Origin of the sequence: Klebsiella sp. DY2415 (assembly GCF_026314315.1) — a bacterium.
In the GTDB taxonomy this organism is placed as follows: domain Bacteria; phylum Pseudomonadota; class Gammaproteobacteria; order Enterobacterales; family Enterobacteriaceae; genus Klebsiella; species Klebsiella ornithinolytica.
Genome location: NZ_CP111115.1, coordinates 5,209,275 through 5,225,511, shown reverse-complemented (window position 1 = coordinate 5,225,511; position 16,237 = coordinate 5,209,275). Strand labels below are relative to the sequence as shown.

Annotated in this window: 11 protein-coding genes; 8 read left to right on the top strand and 3 right to left on the bottom strand. The window is 54.0% G+C overall.

The window, feature by feature from the left end; genetic code table 11:
• The first annotated feature begins 154 nt into the window (after positions 1-154).
• The 5 genes from alr (at position 155) to OQV00_RS24715 (ending at position 4,588) form a co-directional block, all read left to right on the top strand.
• On the top strand, positions 155-1,234 hold the full coding sequence (alr, locus tag OQV00_RS24735) for an alanine racemase (RefSeq protein WP_044350076.1): 1,080 nt from the start codon (positions 155-157) through the stop codon (positions 1,232-1,234).
• A 242-nt stretch (positions 1,235-1,476) separates the two neighbouring features.
• Entirely contained in the window at positions 1,477-2,670 is a 1,194-nt protein-coding gene (tyrB, locus tag OQV00_RS24730; protein WP_065905666.1) for an aromatic amino acid transaminase, read from the top strand.
• Between the two features lie 282 nt (positions 2,671-2,952).
• Positions 2,953-3,666: an acid phosphatase AphA gene (aphA, locus tag OQV00_RS24725; RefSeq protein WP_004856476.1), complete on the top strand. Its 714-nt coding sequence runs from the start codon at positions 2,953-2,955 to the stop codon at positions 3,664-3,666.
• Between the two features lie 145 nt (positions 3,667-3,811).
• Positions 3,812-4,228: a secondary thiamine-phosphate synthase enzyme YjbQ gene (locus tag OQV00_RS24720; RefSeq protein ID WP_004856477.1), complete on the top strand. Its 417-nt coding sequence runs from the start codon at positions 3,812-3,814 to the stop codon at positions 4,226-4,228.
• Between the two features lie 3 nt (positions 4,229-4,231).
• A complete protein-coding gene (locus OQV00_RS24715) occupies positions 4,232-4,588 on the top strand; it encodes an MmcQ/YjbR family DNA-binding protein (RefSeq protein ID WP_004856479.1) in 357 nt (118 codons plus the stop codon).
• Here OQV00_RS24715 and uvrA read toward each other — a convergent pair whose 3' ends face one another.
• A complete protein-coding gene (gene uvrA / locus OQV00_RS24710) occupies positions 4,589-7,414 on the bottom strand; it encodes an excinuclease ABC subunit UvrA (RefSeq protein ID WP_004856481.1) in 2,826 nt (941 codons plus the stop codon).
• A 246-nt stretch (positions 7,415-7,660) separates the two neighbouring features.
• Between uvrA and ssb1 the strand changes: the two genes are divergently transcribed.
• Positions 7,661-8,188, top strand: a complete 528-nt coding sequence (gene ssb1 / locus OQV00_RS24705) for a single-stranded DNA-binding protein SSB1 (protein WP_004856483.1) — start codon at positions 7,661-7,663, stop codon at positions 8,186-8,188.
• Positions 8,189-8,285: 97 nt separating this feature from the next.
• Here ssb1 and OQV00_RS24700 read toward each other — a convergent pair whose 3' ends face one another.
• Positions 8,286-9,836: an MltF family protein gene (locus tag OQV00_RS24700; protein WP_015585363.1), complete on the bottom strand. Its 1,551-nt coding sequence runs from the start codon at positions 9,834-9,836 to the stop codon at positions 8,286-8,288.
• Between the two features lie 677 nt (positions 9,837-10,513).
• Here OQV00_RS24700 and OQV00_RS24695 point away from each other — a divergent pair.
• Positions 10,514-12,775, top strand: coding sequence for a TonB-dependent siderophore receptor (locus OQV00_RS24695; protein WP_015585362.1), 2,262 nt, complete (start codon positions 10,514-10,516; stop codon positions 12,773-12,775).
• Between the two features lie 65 nt (positions 12,776-12,840).
• Here OQV00_RS24695 and OQV00_RS24690 read toward each other — a convergent pair whose 3' ends face one another.
• Positions 12,841-13,194 (bottom strand): helix-turn-helix transcriptional regulator, encoded by a 354-nt coding sequence (locus OQV00_RS24690; RefSeq protein ID WP_099144730.1) that lies wholly within the window; start codon positions 13,192-13,194, stop codon positions 12,841-12,843.
• Positions 13,195-13,792: 598 nt separating this feature from the next.
• On the opposite strand from OQV00_RS24690, the gene bamA reads away from it, so the two are divergent.
• Positions 13,793-16,216 carry an outer membrane protein assembly factor BamA gene (bamA, locus tag OQV00_RS24685; protein WP_123629137.1) on the top strand — a complete coding sequence of 808 codons (2,424 nt, stop codon included), beginning with the start codon at positions 13,793-13,795 and terminating at the stop codon, positions 16,214-16,216.
• Positions 16,217-16,237 lie beyond the last annotated feature (21 nt).

Sequence of the window (16,237 nt, the reverse complement as noted above, 5' to 3'; positions counted from 1 at the left end):
CTCCGGTCAGTTAGTGTACTAAGCTCCCGGAGACTCTCAGGTTTGTTGCGTGACCCGGACTGCGTCCTCGCCCCTTCGGGCCAGCGCAGGCGCTGTTCAGAAACGCCTGCGCGAACACGCATGATTTAGGCGATCTTTTTATCAAGGAATTTAAATGCAAGCGGCAACTGTTGTCATTAACCGCCGCGCTCTGCGACACAACCTGCAACGTCTGCGTGAACTGGCGCCTGCCAGTAAACTGGTTGCAGTGGTGAAAGCGAACGCTTACGGACACGGTCTTCTCGAGACCGCGCGAACGCTCCCTGATGCCGATGCCTTTGGCGTCGCCCGTCTCGAAGAAGCCCTGCGCCTGCGCGCTGGCGGTATCACGAAACCGGTCCTGCTGCTGGAAGGTTTCTTTGATGCGGCCGATCTGCCGGTTATTTCCGCGCAGCAACTGCATACGGCGGTACACAGCCCGGAGCAGCTGGAAGCGCTGGAGCAGGCTGAGCTGCCTGAGCCCGTCACCGTCTGGATGAAACTGGACACCGGGATGCATCGTCTGGGCGTCCTGCCGGAGCAGGCGGATGCCTTCTGGCAGCGTTTAAGCCAGTGTAAAAACGTGCGCCAGCCGGTCAATATCGTCAGCCACTTCGCGCGGGCGGATGAGCCCGAATGCGGCGCCACCGAACGCCAGCTGGATATTTTCACCACCTTCAGTGAAGGCAAGCCTGGCCTGCGTTCCATCGCGGCATCGGGCGGAATTTTGCTGTGGCCGCAGTCGCATTTTGACTGGGTCCGCCCGGGCATCATCCTGTACGGCGTATCGCCGCTGGATAGCCCTTCCACCGGCGCAGATTTTGGTTGTCAGCCGGTGATGTCGCTGACGTCGAGCCTGATTGCCGTACGCGAACATAAAGCGGGTGAACCGGTAGGCTATGGCGGTACCTGGGTGAGCGAACGAGATACCCGGCTAGGCGTGGTGGCGATGGGCTACGGCGACGGCTACCCGCGCGCGGCGCCCACCGGTACACCGGTGCTGGTTAACGGCCGGGAAGTGCCGATTGTTGGTCGTGTGGCGATGGATATGATTTGCGTCGATCTTGGGCCTGAGGCGCAGGATAGGTCCGGCGACCCGGTGGTGCTCTGGGGGGAAGGCCTGCCCGTCGAGCGTATTGCCGCACTGACGAATGTGAGTGCTTACGAACTTATTACCCGCCTGACTTCCAGAGTCTCGATGAAGTACGTGGATTAAGCGTACGTCGGGTCGATACATCGCGGTTGTGACATCTCCGGCAGCGCTGCGCTGACCGGGGGTGTCGTCAGGAACCGACGCAGGCTTTACGCTGCGAGTCGGGAGATTCCCCTGAGGGCGAGCGAGATGCGTGCGATCTTCGCCGACTTTCCGCCAACTATCCGCCAACATCCTCTCGATCTTCTTCTGCTTCCGGTTTATTGTGTTATGACCTGCCTCTCGTAAACCCGGAGAAACATCACGTGTTTCAAAAAGTTGACGCCTACGCTGGCGATCCCATTCTCTCCTTGATGGAGCGTTTCAAAGAAGATCCGCGTAGTGACAAAGTAAACCTTAGCATCGGCCTCTATTACAACGAAGACGGGATTATCCCGCAGCTACAGGCGGTTGCTGAAGCGGAAGCGCGTCTTAACGCTCAGCCGCACGGCGCCTCGTTGTATCTACCGATGGAAGGGCTGAACGCTTATCGCAACGCGATTGCCCCGCTGTTGTTCGGTGCAGAACACCCGGTGCTGGTGCAAAAGCGCGTCGCCTCTATTCAGACGCTGGGCGGTTCCGGCGCATTGAAAGTGGGTGCCGATTTTCTAAAACGCTACTTCCCGGGTTCTCGCGTTTGGGTCAGCGACCCGACCTGGGAGAACCATATCGCCATATTCGAAGGGGCTGGCTTCGAAGTAAGCACTTACCCTTGGTTTGATAACGAGACCAACGGCGTGCGTTTTGATGCGCTGCTGGCGAAACTGCAGACCCTGCCTGAGCGTGATATTGTGCTGCTACATCCGTGCTGCCATAACCCGACGGGCGCCGATCTGAATCATGCCCAGTGGGATCAAATCGCCGAGGTGCTGAAAGCGCGCAACCTGATTCCTTTCCTCGATATCGCCTATCAGGGCTTTGGGGCGGGAATGGATGATGATGCTTACGCGATTCGCGCGATCGCCCACGCCGGCATACCGATGCTGGTCAGCAACTCCTTCTCGAAAATTTTCTCGCTGTACGGTGAGCGCGTGGGCGGCCTGTCGATCGTTTGCGAAGACACAGAAACCGCAAACCGCGTGCTGGGGCAACTGAAGGCGACCGTCCGTCGCAATTACTCCAGCCCGCCGAACTTTGGCGCTCAGGTTGTCGCGACCGTATTGAATGATGCGGAGCTGAAAGCCTGCTGGCTGGCGGAAGTCGAAGAGATGCGTTCGCGTATTCTGGCGATGCGTCAGGAGCTGGTGAATGTCCTGAAAGAAGCGCTACCGGGCGTCAATTTTGACTACCTGCTCAAACAACGTGGGATGTTCAGCTACACCGGCCTGAGTGCGGCACAGGTTGATCGTCTGCGTGAAGAGTTTGGCGTGTATCTGATTTCCAGCGGCCGGATGTGCGTGGCGGGTCTCAATTCACGTAACGTCCAGCGCGTCGCGCAGGCATTTTCCGCCGTTATCTAATTTTCCGCGAATATCATGTCCTTTCCCGTCTGCGGGAAAGGACTACTCCCTTCCGAAGTGTGATCATTCTCTTTTTCTATGACATCTGAGCAGAAAATTCTTTTCATCGGCGAAGGCCGGGGTTAAGGTCAGGGTCCAGTAATAAGCAGCCACATTATTGAAAATTATAACGATTCGACGACTCATACGCACCGTCATCCGCGCTGTATCGCGACGGCTGCCTCAGGCGCCTTGCGGCCAGCAAAGCGGCAGTTGGCAGGATGACGCTTAAAAGGGATAACTATGCGCAAGATAACTTTGGCCTTTAGCGCCTTCTGTTTACTTTTCACGTTAAATCACTCGGCAATCGCCCTGGAGTCTTCTCCGTCACAATTAAATCCAGGTACCAACGTCGCCAGACTGGCTGAGCAGGCGCCTGTTCACTGGGTTTCCGTCGCACAGATTGAAAACAGCCTGTTGGGTCGTCAGCCGTTTGCCGTGGGTTTTGATATCGATGACACCGTTCTGTTTTCCAGCCCAGGTTTCTGGCGCGGCCAAAAAACTTTCTCTCCCGGCAGCGATGCTTACCTGAAAAACCCGGAATTCTGGGAAAAAATGAATAACGGCTGGGATGAATTCAGCATGCCAAAAGAGGTGGCGCGCCATCTGATTGCGATGCATGTGAAGCGCGGCGATAGCATTTATTTCGTTACCGGGCGCAGTCAGACCAAAACTGAAACGGTCTCGAAAACGCTGCAGGATGATTTCCTGATCCCGGCGGCAAACATGAATCCGGTTATTTTTGCCGGTGACAAGCCGGGGCAGAATACGAAAGTCCAATGGCTGAAAGAGAAGAATATTAAGGTCTTCTACGGGGATTCCGATAACGACATCTCTGCCGCGCGTGATGCCGGGGCTCGCGGCATTCGCGTACTGCGCGCGTCAAACTCGTCATATAAACCTCTGCCGATGGCCGGAGCGCAGGGTGAAGAAGTGATCGTCAATTCAGAATACTAATTTCACCTTCTGCGCAAATGTGTCAGAAGCGAAAGCGGCAGCCTCCGGGCTGCCGCTTTTTTGTACGAAAAAGCGCGTGGGGAGGTTTTACCTTTTCGCTTATTGCTGCACACTTAGAGAGATTCATTCGCAACAGGGGTCGTTTATGTGGCATCAACAAACTTTGACGTTAGGTGCAAAATCTCGCGGTTTTCATCTGGTAACTGACGAGATCCTCGGCCAGCTCCACGCGCTGTCGCGCGTCAAAGTCGGTATGTTGCATCTGCTGCTCCAGCACACTTCCGCTTCCCTGACGCTTAACGAAAACTGCGATCCGACCGTCCGCTACGACATGGAGCAGTATTTTCTCAACGCGGTGCCGGATAATGCGCCGTACGAACATGATTATGAAGGTCCTGATGATATGCCGTCGCATATCAAGTCGTCGATGCTTGGCGTCTCCCTGTTGCTGCCGGTGCAGGACGGGCGCGTCAGTCTGGGGACCTGGCAAGGGATCTGGTTAGGGGAACATCGTATTCACGGCGGTTCGCGGCATATCGTTGCGACGCTCACGGGGGAATAACAGATGACAATTTCGGAGTTATTGCTGTACTGCATGGCAAAACCGGGCGCAGAGCAAAGCGTGCACAGCGACTGGAAGGCCACGCAGATTAAAGTGTCGGACGTGCTCTTTGCATTAGTGAAAGAAGTGGAAGATAAGCGGCCAGCCGTGTCGCTGAAAGCCAGTCCGGAGCTTGCCGAACTGCTGCGGGAACAGCATGTGGATATCCGCCCCAGCAGACATCTGAATAAAGCCCACTGGAGTACGGTCTTTCTTGATGGGTCTTTGCCGGATTCGCAGATTTACTACCTGGTGGATGCCTCCTACCAGCAGGCGGTACGGCTGCTGTCGGAACCAACCCGACAGCAGCTTTCACGGTGATTAGCTCAGCAAGGGTTTGAGGAAGCGCGCGGTGTGCGAGGCTTCGCACTCTGCAACGGTCTCTGGCGTACCGGAGACGAGGATTTCACCGCCGCCGCTGCCGCCTTCCGGCCCAAGATCAACGATCCAGTCCGCCGTTTTGATGACATCCAGGTTGTGCTCAATGACCACGATGGTGTTGCCCTGATCGCGCAGCTGGTGCAGAACGTCCAGCAGCTGCTGGATATCGGCAAAGTGCAGCCCCGTCGTCGGCTCATCGAGAATATACAGCGTCTGGCCGGTACCGCGTTTTGACAGCTCGCGCGCCAGCTTCACGCGCTGGGCCTCGCCGCCGGACAGCGTCGTAGCGGACTGGCCGAGACGAATATAGGTCAGGCCGACGTCCATCAGCGTTTGCAGCTTACGCGCCAGCGCCGGAACGGCATCAAAGAACTCACGCGCTTCTTCAATGGTCATATCCAGCACTTCATGAATGGTCTTGCCTTTGTACTTAATCTCCAGCGTTTCGCGGTTATAGCGCTTGCCTTTGCACTGGTCACACGGCACATAAATATCCGGCAGGAAGTGCATTTCGACTTTAATCACGCCATCACCCTGGCAGGCTTCACAGCGCCCGCCGCGGACGTTAAAACTGAAGCGCCCAGGCGTATAGCCGCGTGAGCGCGATTCCGGCACGCCGGCAAACAGTTCACGTACCGGCGTGAAGACGCCGGTATAGGTTGCCGGGTTTGAGCGCGGCGTACGGCCGATCGGGCTCTGGTCGATATCGATGACCTTATCGAAGTGTTCCAGCCCCTGCACATCGCGATATGGCGCAGGTTCGACGATGGTGGCGCCGTTGAGCTGACGCTGGGCAATCGGGAACAGCGTATCGTTAATCAGCGTTGATTTACCTGAACCGGAGACCCCGGTGATACAGGTAAACAGGCCGACCGGCAGCGTCAGCGTCACATCCTTCAGGTTGTTACCGCGCGCACCGGTGAGCCTGAGCACTTTTTCCGCGTCGGCAGGCACGCGCTGCTTCGGTACTTCAATCTTGCGTTTGCCGCTCATGTACTGCCCGGTCAGGGATTCAGGCACCGCCATGATCGCGTCCAGCGTTCCTTCAGCCACGACCTGGCCGCCGTGTACCCCGGCCCCTGGGCCGATATCGATGACGTGGTCGGCGGCGCGGATGGCGTCTTCATCATGCTCGACGACAATCACCGTATTGCCCAGATTACGCAGATGAACCAGCGTGCCGAGCAGACGTTCGTTATCGCGCTGATGCAGGCCGATGGACGGCTCATCCAGCACATACATCACGCCGACCAGGCCGGCGCCAATCTGGCTTGCCAGGCGAATACGCTGGGCTTCACCGCCGGAGAGCGTTTCTGCCGAACGGGAGAGCGTCAGGTAGTTCAGGCCGACGTTGACGAGGAATTTCAGGCGATCGCCAATCTCTTTCAGCACTTTCTCCGCAATTTGCGCCCGCTGGCCGGACAGCTTCAGATTGGTGAAGAAATCCATCGCGTGGCCAATGCTCATGTCAGAGATGGTGGGCAGCGGCGTATTTTCGACAAAGACGTGGCGAGCTTCGCGGCGCAGACGGGTACCGTCACAGCTGGCGCACGGGCGATTGCTGATAAATTTCGCCAGCTCTTCGCGCACCGCGCTGGATTCCGTCTCTTTGTAGCGGCGTTCCATATTATGCAGCACGCCTTCGAACGGGTGACGGCGTACTGAAGTATCGCCACGGTCGTTCATGTATTTGAATTCAATATTCTCTTTGCCTGAACCGTACAAAATGACCTTCTGTACGTCGGCGTTCAGGGTGCCCCACGGCGCCTCGATATCGAACTGATAATGCTCTGCCAGCGACTTCAGCATCTGGAAGTAGTAGAAGTTACGGCGATCCCAGCCGCGAATGGCGCCGCCCGCCAGCGACAGCTCCGCATTCTGGATAACCCTGTCGGGATCGAAGTACTGCTGAACGCCCAGACCATCACAGGTCGGGCAGGCGCCTGCCGGGTTGTTGAACGAAAACAGACGAGGTTCCAGTTCACGCATGCTGTAGCCGCAAATCGGGCAGGCAAAATTGGCGGAGAACAGCAGCTCTTCCGCTTTTTCATCGTCCATATTGGCGACAACGGCGGTACCACCGGAAAGATCCAGAGCGGTTTCAAAGGATTCGGCCAGACGCTGGGACAGATCGTCACGCACTTTGAAGCGATCGATCACCACCTCAATGGTGTGTTTCTTTTGCAGTTCCAGCTTCGGCGGATCGGAAAGATCGCAGACCTCGCCGTCGATCCTCGCGCGGATATAGCCCTGGCTGGCCAGGTTCTCCAGCGTTTTGGTGTGCTCGCCTTTACGTTCTTTAATGATTGGCGCCAGCAGCATCAGGCGCTGGCCTTCCGGTTGCGAGAGCACGTTGTCGACCATCTGGCTGACGGTCTGTGCGGCCAGAGGAACATCATGGTCCGGGCAGCGCGGCTCGCCGACGCGCGCGTACAGCAGGCGCAGATAGTCGTGAATTTCGGTAATGGTCCCCACCGTAGAGCGAGGGTTATGGGACGTTGATTTCTGTTCAATGGAAATCGCCGGCGACAGCCCTTCGATATGATCGACGTCCGGCTTCTCCATTAGCGACAGGAACTGGCGCGCATAGGCAGAGAGTGATTCAACGTAGCGACGTTGCCCTTCGGCATACAGTGTGTCGAAAGCCAATGAGGATTTGCCTGACCCTGACAGCCCGGTGACGACAATCAGTTTGTCGCGTGGGATGACGAGGTTGATGTTTTTGAGATTATGGGTGCGGGCGCCCCGAACTTCGATCTTATCCATTCACCTTTCCCGGTAGATACGCGGATTGCCTGGTTTGTTAGAAGGACAAACGGCAGAAACGGCTAATTATGACACAATTTAACCTGTTTGAATATACAGTATCGGAATGCATTTTCCTGCGGGGTGTGCAAAAATGTCTTACCGCGAGAGTTATCTGGAACATACTTCCCAGCTATCAACATAGCGCCTGGAAATGGTACACTCGCGCGTTTACACTATTAAGAAACGCATTCAGGAGACACAAACATGGCCAGCAGAGGCGTAAACAAGGTGATTCTCGTCGGTAATCTGGGCCAGGACCCGGAAGTACGCTACATGCCGAGTGGTGGCGCAGTTGCCAACATTACGCTGGCTACTTCCGAATCCTGGCGTGATAAAGCGACCGGTGAGATGAAAGAGCAGACTGAATGGCACCGCGTTGTGCTGTTCGGCAAACTGGCGGAAGTGGCCGGCGAGTATCTGCGTAAAGGTTCTCAGGTCTATATTGAAGGCCAGCTGCGTACCCGTAAATGGACTGACCAATCTGGTCAGGAAAAATACACCACCGAGATCGTGGTTAACGTTGGCGGCACGATGCAAATGCTCGGCGGTCGTCAGCAGGGCGCAGGCGCTCCGGCAGGCGGCGGTCAGCAGCAGGGCGGTTGGGGTCAGCCTCAGCAGCCGCAGGGCGGCAACCAGTTTAGCGGCGGCGCACAGTCTCGTCCGCAGCAGCAGGCACCGGCAGCACCTTCTAACGAACCCCCGATGGATTTCGATGACGATATCCCGTTCTAAGACCATCCTTAGACACTGCCGTTAAAGCATAAGAAAAAGCCCCGTTTTGGGGCTTTTTTATGTCTGCTCTCTCCGCGTTTCCAGCGATGCGACCGCCTCACGGCGTGGCGGGAGCGCTCTGTTCCGCGGCGGGCGCTGCCGCGCCGCTGGAGTGGGCCGTGGCTTTTTGCTTCCGCGCCATCTCATCGACGATCAGCCGATAGGCAATGTAGTACTTATAGATATTGCTGACGTAAGTGACGGTCTCGGAACCGATCTTCTCCGCGGCCAGATATTCCACATTGCCAAACCAGATATCAGGGTTAAAACCGCGCTTGCTGGTTTCTGTCCGCAGGCGGGCGATACGGGCTGGCCCGGCGTTATAGGATGCGAATGAAAAGAGCGCTTTGTCGAGTCGGGTCATCGGCTCGTCGCCATAGTAATGGTCGATCATCCAGCGCATATATTTCACCCCGGCATGGATATTCGGATCCAGCTTGCTGATATCTCCGACCTTCAGCTCTTTGCCGGTCCGCGGCATCACCTGCATAACGCCGATGGCGCCCACGTGGCTACGAACCGACTGATTGAGGCGCGATTCCTGATAACCCTGGGCCGCCATTAACAGCCAGTCAACGTCATATCGATCGCCGTATTTACGGAAGATATCCACCATCGCCAGAAATTTCTGCCGTTCCTTCTGCGCGGCGGCATTTTTGACATATTTCGCGTTCTTCAGATAGCGCAACAGGATGGTATTTCCCAGCTTGCTGCCCTGACCGTTAGCCTTCACAAAGTGGTTTAGCGAGGCGAGAAGCTGCGGGCTGTTTTTACGTACCGCCCAGCCGATGCTGGCATCTTTACGCAGGACAATGTCCTGATGCACCTCAATTTTGGGAAAAACTTGTTTCCAGAACAGAGCCTTATGACGATCGACGACCGTCAACGGAATAAGGCCAGCGCTGAGCATTTCTATCAGGTCCTCATCTTCGAGCGATTCCGGAGCGGCTGCGATAATAACCGGCGGACGAGATTCTTTCGCAAAGTGGGCATTCAGGGCGACCAGGCTTTGGTAATAGCTTGATGACTGACGAACAAATACCTCTTTGCCAGAAAGTTGTTCCAGGTTGGCGACTTCCGGTGAACCTGGCCCGGAGAGCAGGAGCTCCTGAACATTGGAATAGAGCGGTATCGTGAAGTCAGCCTGCTGCTGCCGCTCCTCGGTAACCGTAAGATTTGCGGCGACGATATCTCCTTTGCCGGCAACGAGTGCGCTGAAAAGCTGGTCGCGGGCCACCGGGACGAAAATGATCCGTACCTTGAGATGGCGATGTTTGAGCTTTTTCTCCTTCATCAACTGTTGATTAAGGCTGCGTTCGTACTCAATAAAGATGTCATGCGTTGCCCCGCGCTGGGTGCCTTTGTCGATAAAGAAAAAGGTTTTGCTGTAAGTGGTTAACACTCTGATGACGCGTCTGTCGAGCATACCGGGGAGATCGCCTTGCCAGGGCTTCTGCATCTCTTGCGTATTGAGTTCCAGCGCCTCTCGTTTTTCCTGAGGCGGTGGTTTCTTTTCCCCAACTGCCGCATAAACGGAACCGGCAAACAGCAGGGCAATAAGGCAGGCAAAGCTGGCGATAGCGGGTCGTTGAAATGAGAGGATGTTCATGGAGAGAGGCTCCGCAGGTGCATCCCTTTATTTTAGTCAACTCTGGGGGGGTTAGCCTGTTCGTTTTCCCGACCGCGCGGGGAGACATCGCCGGTTGTGTCAGAGGCGAGCGCGACTTTTGTGCTGCAAAAAGAGAGACTCTTTGCCTCGATTCTGGCAGGCATATTGCTGGGCGGGCTATGCTCTCTGTTGTGGGGTATTCATTTTATTTTTATAAAGGGATCAGCAGCCATAAATGATTATGGAGATAATATGATTGAATAATGTTTTTTTTATGTTGTTGTAAGTGTTGTTATTAATTATTTGAGTGTCTTGAGAATATTGTTTGTAATTTATCCTGTTGTTTTATTTGTTATATTTTAATCTGTTTCCGCTGTTTTACATTATCAACTTGATAATGAATCTCATTTCTAATAACGTGATAACGCACAATAATCATCTCTAAGGCTGATCGAAAGACGCTATCTAAGAATAGTGCAGGCGCGTATTTTTCATTTTTGACAGGGTGAGATTTTATATTTTGGCCACAGGCTAGTTATATCCCGTTCATTCTCCGGGAGGGCCTTGCTATGCCAAAACCAGGCATGAAGTTGTTCGCATGAAAATGATTGCCGCTGTTTATCTCAGGATGAAGGAGGCGCGCCCCGACAGCAAAAAAAGAAAACAGGGCATACTCCATGAAACGAAACTCACACTACTCGCTGGCCGTGCTAATTCATCTGGCTATCTGGGGCGCGGCGCTACCCGCGCAGGCCGCCGATAGCAGCATACCGGAAGAGGCAAAGGACGCCGACAGCGCTGCGGCCAAAAACGAAGAGACGATGGTCGTGACCGCTGCCAGACAGACCTTACAGGCGCCGGGCGTTTCAACGCTCACGGCTGACGAAATACGCAAACACCCGCCGGCACGCGATATCTCCGAACTGATTCGTACTCAGCCGGGGGTGAACCTCACCGGCAACTCGACCAGCGGCCAGCGCGGGAATAACCGGCAGATCGATATCCGCGGTATGGGACCAGAGAATACGCTGATCCTGATCGATGGTAAGCCGGTGACCAGTCGCAATTCGGTACGCTATGGCTGGCGCGGCGATCGCGATACGCGTGGCGACACCGGTTGGGTTCCCGCGGAGATGATCGACCACATTGATGTGATTCGCGGCCCTGCGGCGGCGCGCTATGGCAACGGCGCAATGGGTGGCGTCGTGAATATCATCACTAAGCCTGTGAATAACGAATGGCATGGCTCCTGGAATACCTACATGAATGCGCCTCAGCACCGAAAAGAGGGGGCGACGAAGCGGACGAACTTCAGCCTTGAGGGGCCGATGTCGGACAGCGTGAGTTTTAATTTATGGGGCAATCTGAGTAAAACCCAGGCTGATGCCCAGGATATTAACGCCGGCCATGAGGCGGAGCGGACCGGCAGCTATGCCGGATCTTATCCTGCCGGGCGTGAAGGGGTGGTGAACAAAGATATCCACGGTAAGCTGCGCTGGGAATTTGCCCCCATGCAGGCGCTGGAGTTTGAAACCGGCTATAGCCGCCAGGGCAACCTCTACGCGGGCGATACGCAGAACACCAATACCAGTACGCTAGTGAAAAGCATGTACGGTAAAGAGACCAACCGAATTTACCGTCAGACCTACGGCCTTACCTGGACCGGAGGCTGGGACAACGGCGTTACCAGCAACAGCTATGCGCAGTATGAACATACCCGTAACTCCCGTATGAATGAAGGTCTGGCGGGCGGGACCGAGGGCATCTTCTCCAGCAGCGAATTCTCGGATATCGATCTGGCGGACGTTCTGCTGCACAGCGAGGTCAATATTCCGTTTACCCTGGGCGTTGAGCAGAACCTGACGCTGGGCACCGAGTGGAATCAGCAGCGTATGAAAGATGGCGTGTCGACCACCCAGGCGCTCTCTTACGGCGCCATCGACGGTATTTCGACCTCCGGCCGCACTCCTTACAGCAGCGCCGAAATTTTCTCGCTGTTTACGGAAGATAATATCGCGCTAACCGAGAGTACGATGCTGACGCCGGCTCTGCGTTTTGACCATCACAGCCTCGTCGGTAATAACTGGAGCCCGTCGCTTAATCTGTCGCAGGGACTGAGCGACGACTGGACCCTGAAGCTCGGCATTGCCCGCGCCTATAAAGCGCCGAACCTCTATCAGCTTAACCCCAACTATATTCTCTATAGTAACGGCCAGGGGTGCTACGCCAGCAGTTCGGCTTGTTATCTGATGGGAAATAGCGATCTGAAGGCGGAAACCAGCGTTAACAAAGAGATTGGTCTGGAATACAAGCACGAAGGCTATCAGGCGGGGATAACCTGGTTCCGTAACGACTACCACAATAAAATTGAGTCCGGGTATTCAGCCGTCGGTACGGCGAGCAATGGAACAACGAATATTTATCAGTGGGAGAACGTACCCAAAGCGCTGGTGGAGGGGCTGGAAGGTTCGCTTAACCTGCCGGTGAGTGAAACGGTCAACTGGAGTAATAACCTGACCTGGATGTTGCAAAGTAAGAACAAGACGACCGGCGATCGCCTGTCGGTGATTCCGCAGTTTACCCTTAACTCTACGCTCGGCTGGCAGGTCCGCGACGATCTCTCGTTGCAAAGCACTTTTACCTGGTACGGGCGGCAGAAACCTAAGCGTTTCAATTACAAAGGTGAGGCGGTATCCGGTAGTGAGCTGAACGAAGTGAGTCCGTACAGCATCGTCGGGCTGAGCGCGACCTGGGATGTGAACAAAAATCTGAGCCTGACCAGCGGCGTGGATAACCTCTTTGATATACGCCACTATCGTGCCGGGAATGCACAAACGACCGGGAACGCGACCACCGGCGCCTATTTATACGGTGCCGGGGCGGAGACCTATAATGAGTCAGGGCGGACCTTCTATGTCAGTGTAAATACACATTTCTGATCCTGTTCTGCCTGGCCGGGAACATTGCGCTGTTCCCGGCCTTTTATTTTTATCGCCAGGAAACATTATCCAGATTGTTCATTGATGCGCCGGCGAAACTGCGTGGGAGTGACCGAATAATACCTCTTAAATGTCCGGTTAAATGCGCTGATGTCTTCATATCCGGCCATAATACAAATATCGACGATACGGAAAGCCGGCTGCACCTGTAATAAATCACGGCATAGCGACATGCGCTGTTGCCTGATATATTCCATCGGCGACATATTAAAATGATGGCGGAACAAACGAAAGAGGTGCCACTCGGAATACCCGGAAAACGCGCTGAGTGCATTGACCGTGAGTTTTTTCTCGAGGTTGTTTTTTATCCAGCGCACCAGTTCGTTGAGAACGGACTGCTGGATCTCATTTCTACGCATGATTCATGCTCATTCCAGGACCGGGCCCCTCCATCACGTGGCGGGAGGGCTGCAGGCGGCCAGGTAAATGCCTCACCCTCCATGGTAAGGCGCCACTACTTTACTTTTTTGATATAACGCTTGATGTGCTTTGATGTTCCCATAAGCCTCTCATACTCTATTCTGCTATTTTGAGGAAAATATGAAGAATGCATACAAATTGACACCCGCAACCCTTGCGGGTACTACGGAGCGTTACTGCATAATTTATTCAATATCTCTTCATTTTAAGTTCGGTATTTCAGGGTAAATTTCCGGTGTTCCTGGTTTATCCCAGAGAGCATCATTCCTGACAAGATCATTCCCCCTTTCACCCCATTAGAAAGGGGGCTTTTTGTTTTATACCTTACAGTCATTGTGCGCTCTCATTCGGTTATCAGGTTGCTGCTCAGACTAATTTATTCGAACGAAGTTCCGTTAAGTTTTATTTTTTTCTCCAGCCAATAACATCCATTTTTTCTCCATTGTTTCGCCATAATGAAGTGTAATTCTGCGCGTTGCTTACGCAAATCCCAGCAGAATTCTGCTATCGCCAAATATCTCTTAGACGAAAACGTCCATGCTAAAGAAAATAAATATCATTGCCGGGTTATTAATGTCTCCCTTAACACTTTATGCATCAACAACGTACACAATTGATGATATTCGTTTTGAAGGGTTGCAGCGCGTGACGGTAGGGGCCGCGCTATTAAGCATGCCCATCCATGCCGGAGAACCGGTATCTAATGATGATATTAGCGAGTCACTACGCGCTTTATATGCCAGCGGTAATTTTGAAAATGTCCAGATCCTGCGCGATGGCACGACGCTGGTGGTACAACTTAAAGAGCGTCCGACGATCGCCAAATTAAGTTTTTCGGGGAATAAAGCGGTGAAGGATGATGCCCTGAAGGACAATCTGGCAGCCAGCGGCGTCGAAGAAGGAAGTGCATTAGATCGTAATGCTCTCAGTGAAATAGAAAAAGGATTACAGGATTTCTATTATAGCGTCGGGAAATACAGCGCGCAGGTTCATGCTGTGGTCACGCCGCTGCCGCGAAACCGCGTCGATTTAAAGTTTTTTTTTCAGGAAGGTATCGCCGCGACGATTGCCCAGATTAATATTATCGGCAATAAAGCCTTCCGCGAGGAAACGCTACTGGACCAGCTGCAGCTGCGTGATCATGTTCCGTGGTGGAACGTGATTGGCGACAAGAAATATCAGAAACAAAAAATGGAAGCAGACCTGGAAACCCTGCGTAGTTATTATCTCGATCGTGGCTATGCGCGCTTTGCTATTAACTCCAGTCAGGTCAGCATCACACCGGATAAAAAGTCGCTGTATCTTACGGTCAATCTCTCTGAAGGCGAGCGCTATAAAGTCACCAGTACGCGGGTGAGCGGCGAGATGGCCGGGCACACGCAAGAGACAGAAGCGCTGGCGCAGCCTCTGTCAGGCAAATGGTACAGTGGAGCCGACATTACCGCCGTTGAAAACAGCATCAAAAAGCGCTTTGGTAAATATGGCTATGCCTGGCCCCAGGTGAATACCCGTACGGAAATTGATGAGGCCAACAAAAGTGTGACTCTACATATCAATGTTGATGCCGGACGTCGTTATTCCGTGCGCCAGATCCGTTTTGCCGGCAATGATACTTCGCGTGACGCCGTCTTGCGTCGTGAAATGCGGCAAATGGAGGGGGCGTGGCTCAACGACGAAAAAGTACAGCAAGGGAAAGAGCGGCTGGATCGTACGGGCTTTTTTGAAACGGTGGGTAAAGAAATCACCCCGGTTGCCGGGAGCCAGGATCAGGTCGACGTGATCTATAAAGTGAAAGAACGTAACACCGGTTCGTTTAACGTGGGCCTGGGATTTGGGACAGACAGCGGCATCAGCTATCAGCTTGGCGTCACTCAGGATAACTGGTTAGGCACCGGCAACAGCGTGAGTTTTAACGGCACGCGTAACAGCTACCAGTCCTATGTTGAACTGGGTGCAACCGATCCCTATTTTACCGTTGATGGCGTCAGCCTGGGCGGGAAAATTTTCTACAACAGCTACGATGCCGCCGATGCAGATGCCGGGAGCTATAACCAGCAAAGTTACGGGCTGGGGAGTAATCTTGGCTTCCCGATTAGCGAGAATAACTCGCTGAATGTGGGTATTGATTACGTCCATAACTACCTGACGAACATGGATCCGGAGCTGACGACGTGGAATTACCTTAATTCGCGAGGTATTTATCCGAACGTGGTCACCAAAGATGGTGACAGCGGGGCGAAGTATAGCGCCAACGACATTTTTGCCAGTCTGGGCTGGAGCTACAACAATCTCGACCGCGGTTTTTTCCCTCGTTCCGGCAATAAAAGTAGTCTGAGCGGTAAAGTGACCGTGCCGGGATCAGACAACAGCTACTACAAACTCACCCTCGATACCACGCAGTATCTCCCTCTGAATGAAGGGAAAAGCTGGGTCTGGATGGAGCATCTGAAAGCAGGTTATGCCGGTGGTCTGAACGGGAGTTCGGTTCCGTTTTACGATAACTTCTATGCCGGAGGGTCGTCGTCAGTGCGGGGGTTCTCTTCCAATACGATTGGTCCAAAAGCAGCCTACTATCGCTGTAACGGGACTGAAAGCAGCTACAGTCACTGCCCGGTTGAAAGCTCTTCGGATGCGGTGGGCGGAAATGCCATGGCGGTTGTGAATAGCGAATTTATTATTCCGACGCCGTTTATTAATGATAAATATGCCGACAGTTTACGTACCTCGCTGTTCGTCGATGCGGGGACGGTATGGAGTACGTCATGGCAAAATACCGCTCAGACGCAGGCTGCCGGGATCCCTGACTACGGCGACCCGCTGCATATTCGTATGTCGGCAGGGATTGCCGTGCAATGGATGTCGCCGCTGGGGCCGCTGGTCTTTTCCTGGGCCGAACCATTTAAAAAATATGATGGCGATAAAGCGGAGCAGTTTCAGTTTAATATCGGGAAAACCTGGTAAATATCCACAAATAATGCGATG

Bases quoted from the DNA above. Each gene is read 5' to 3' on its own strand.
- OQV00_RS24700 (WP_015585363.1), bottom strand. From the start codon at position 9,836: ATGAACATCCTCTCATTTCAACGACCCGCTATCGCCAGCTTTGCCTGC.
- OQV00_RS24720 (WP_004856477.1), top strand. From the start codon at position 3,812: ATGTGGCATCAACAAACTTTGACGTTAGGTGCAAAATCTCGCGGTTTT.
- uvrA (WP_004856481.1), bottom strand. From the start codon at position 7,414: ATGGATAAGATCGAAGTTCGGGGCGCCCGCACCCATAATCTCAAAAAC.
- bamA (WP_123629137.1), top strand. From the start codon at position 13,793: ATGCTAAAGAAAATAAATATCATTGCCGGGTTATTAATGTCTCCCTTA.
- alr (WP_044350076.1), top strand. From the start codon at position 155: ATGCAAGCGGCAACTGTTGTCATTAACCGCCGCGCTCTGCGACACAAC.
- OQV00_RS24715 (WP_004856479.1), top strand. From the start codon at position 4,232: ATGACAATTTCGGAGTTATTGCTGTACTGCATGGCAAAACCGGGCGCA.
- OQV00_RS24695 (WP_015585362.1), top strand. From the start codon at position 10,514: ATGAAACGAAACTCACACTACTCGCTGGCCGTGCTAATTCATCTGGCT.
- ssb1 (WP_004856483.1), top strand. From the start codon at position 7,661: ATGGCCAGCAGAGGCGTAAACAAGGTGATTCTCGTCGGTAATCTGGGC.
- aphA (WP_004856476.1), top strand. From the start codon at position 2,953: ATGCGCAAGATAACTTTGGCCTTTAGCGCCTTCTGTTTACTTTTCACG.
- OQV00_RS24690 (WP_099144730.1), bottom strand. From the start codon at position 13,194: ATGCGTAGAAATGAGATCCAGCAGTCCGTTCTCAACGAACTGGTGCGC.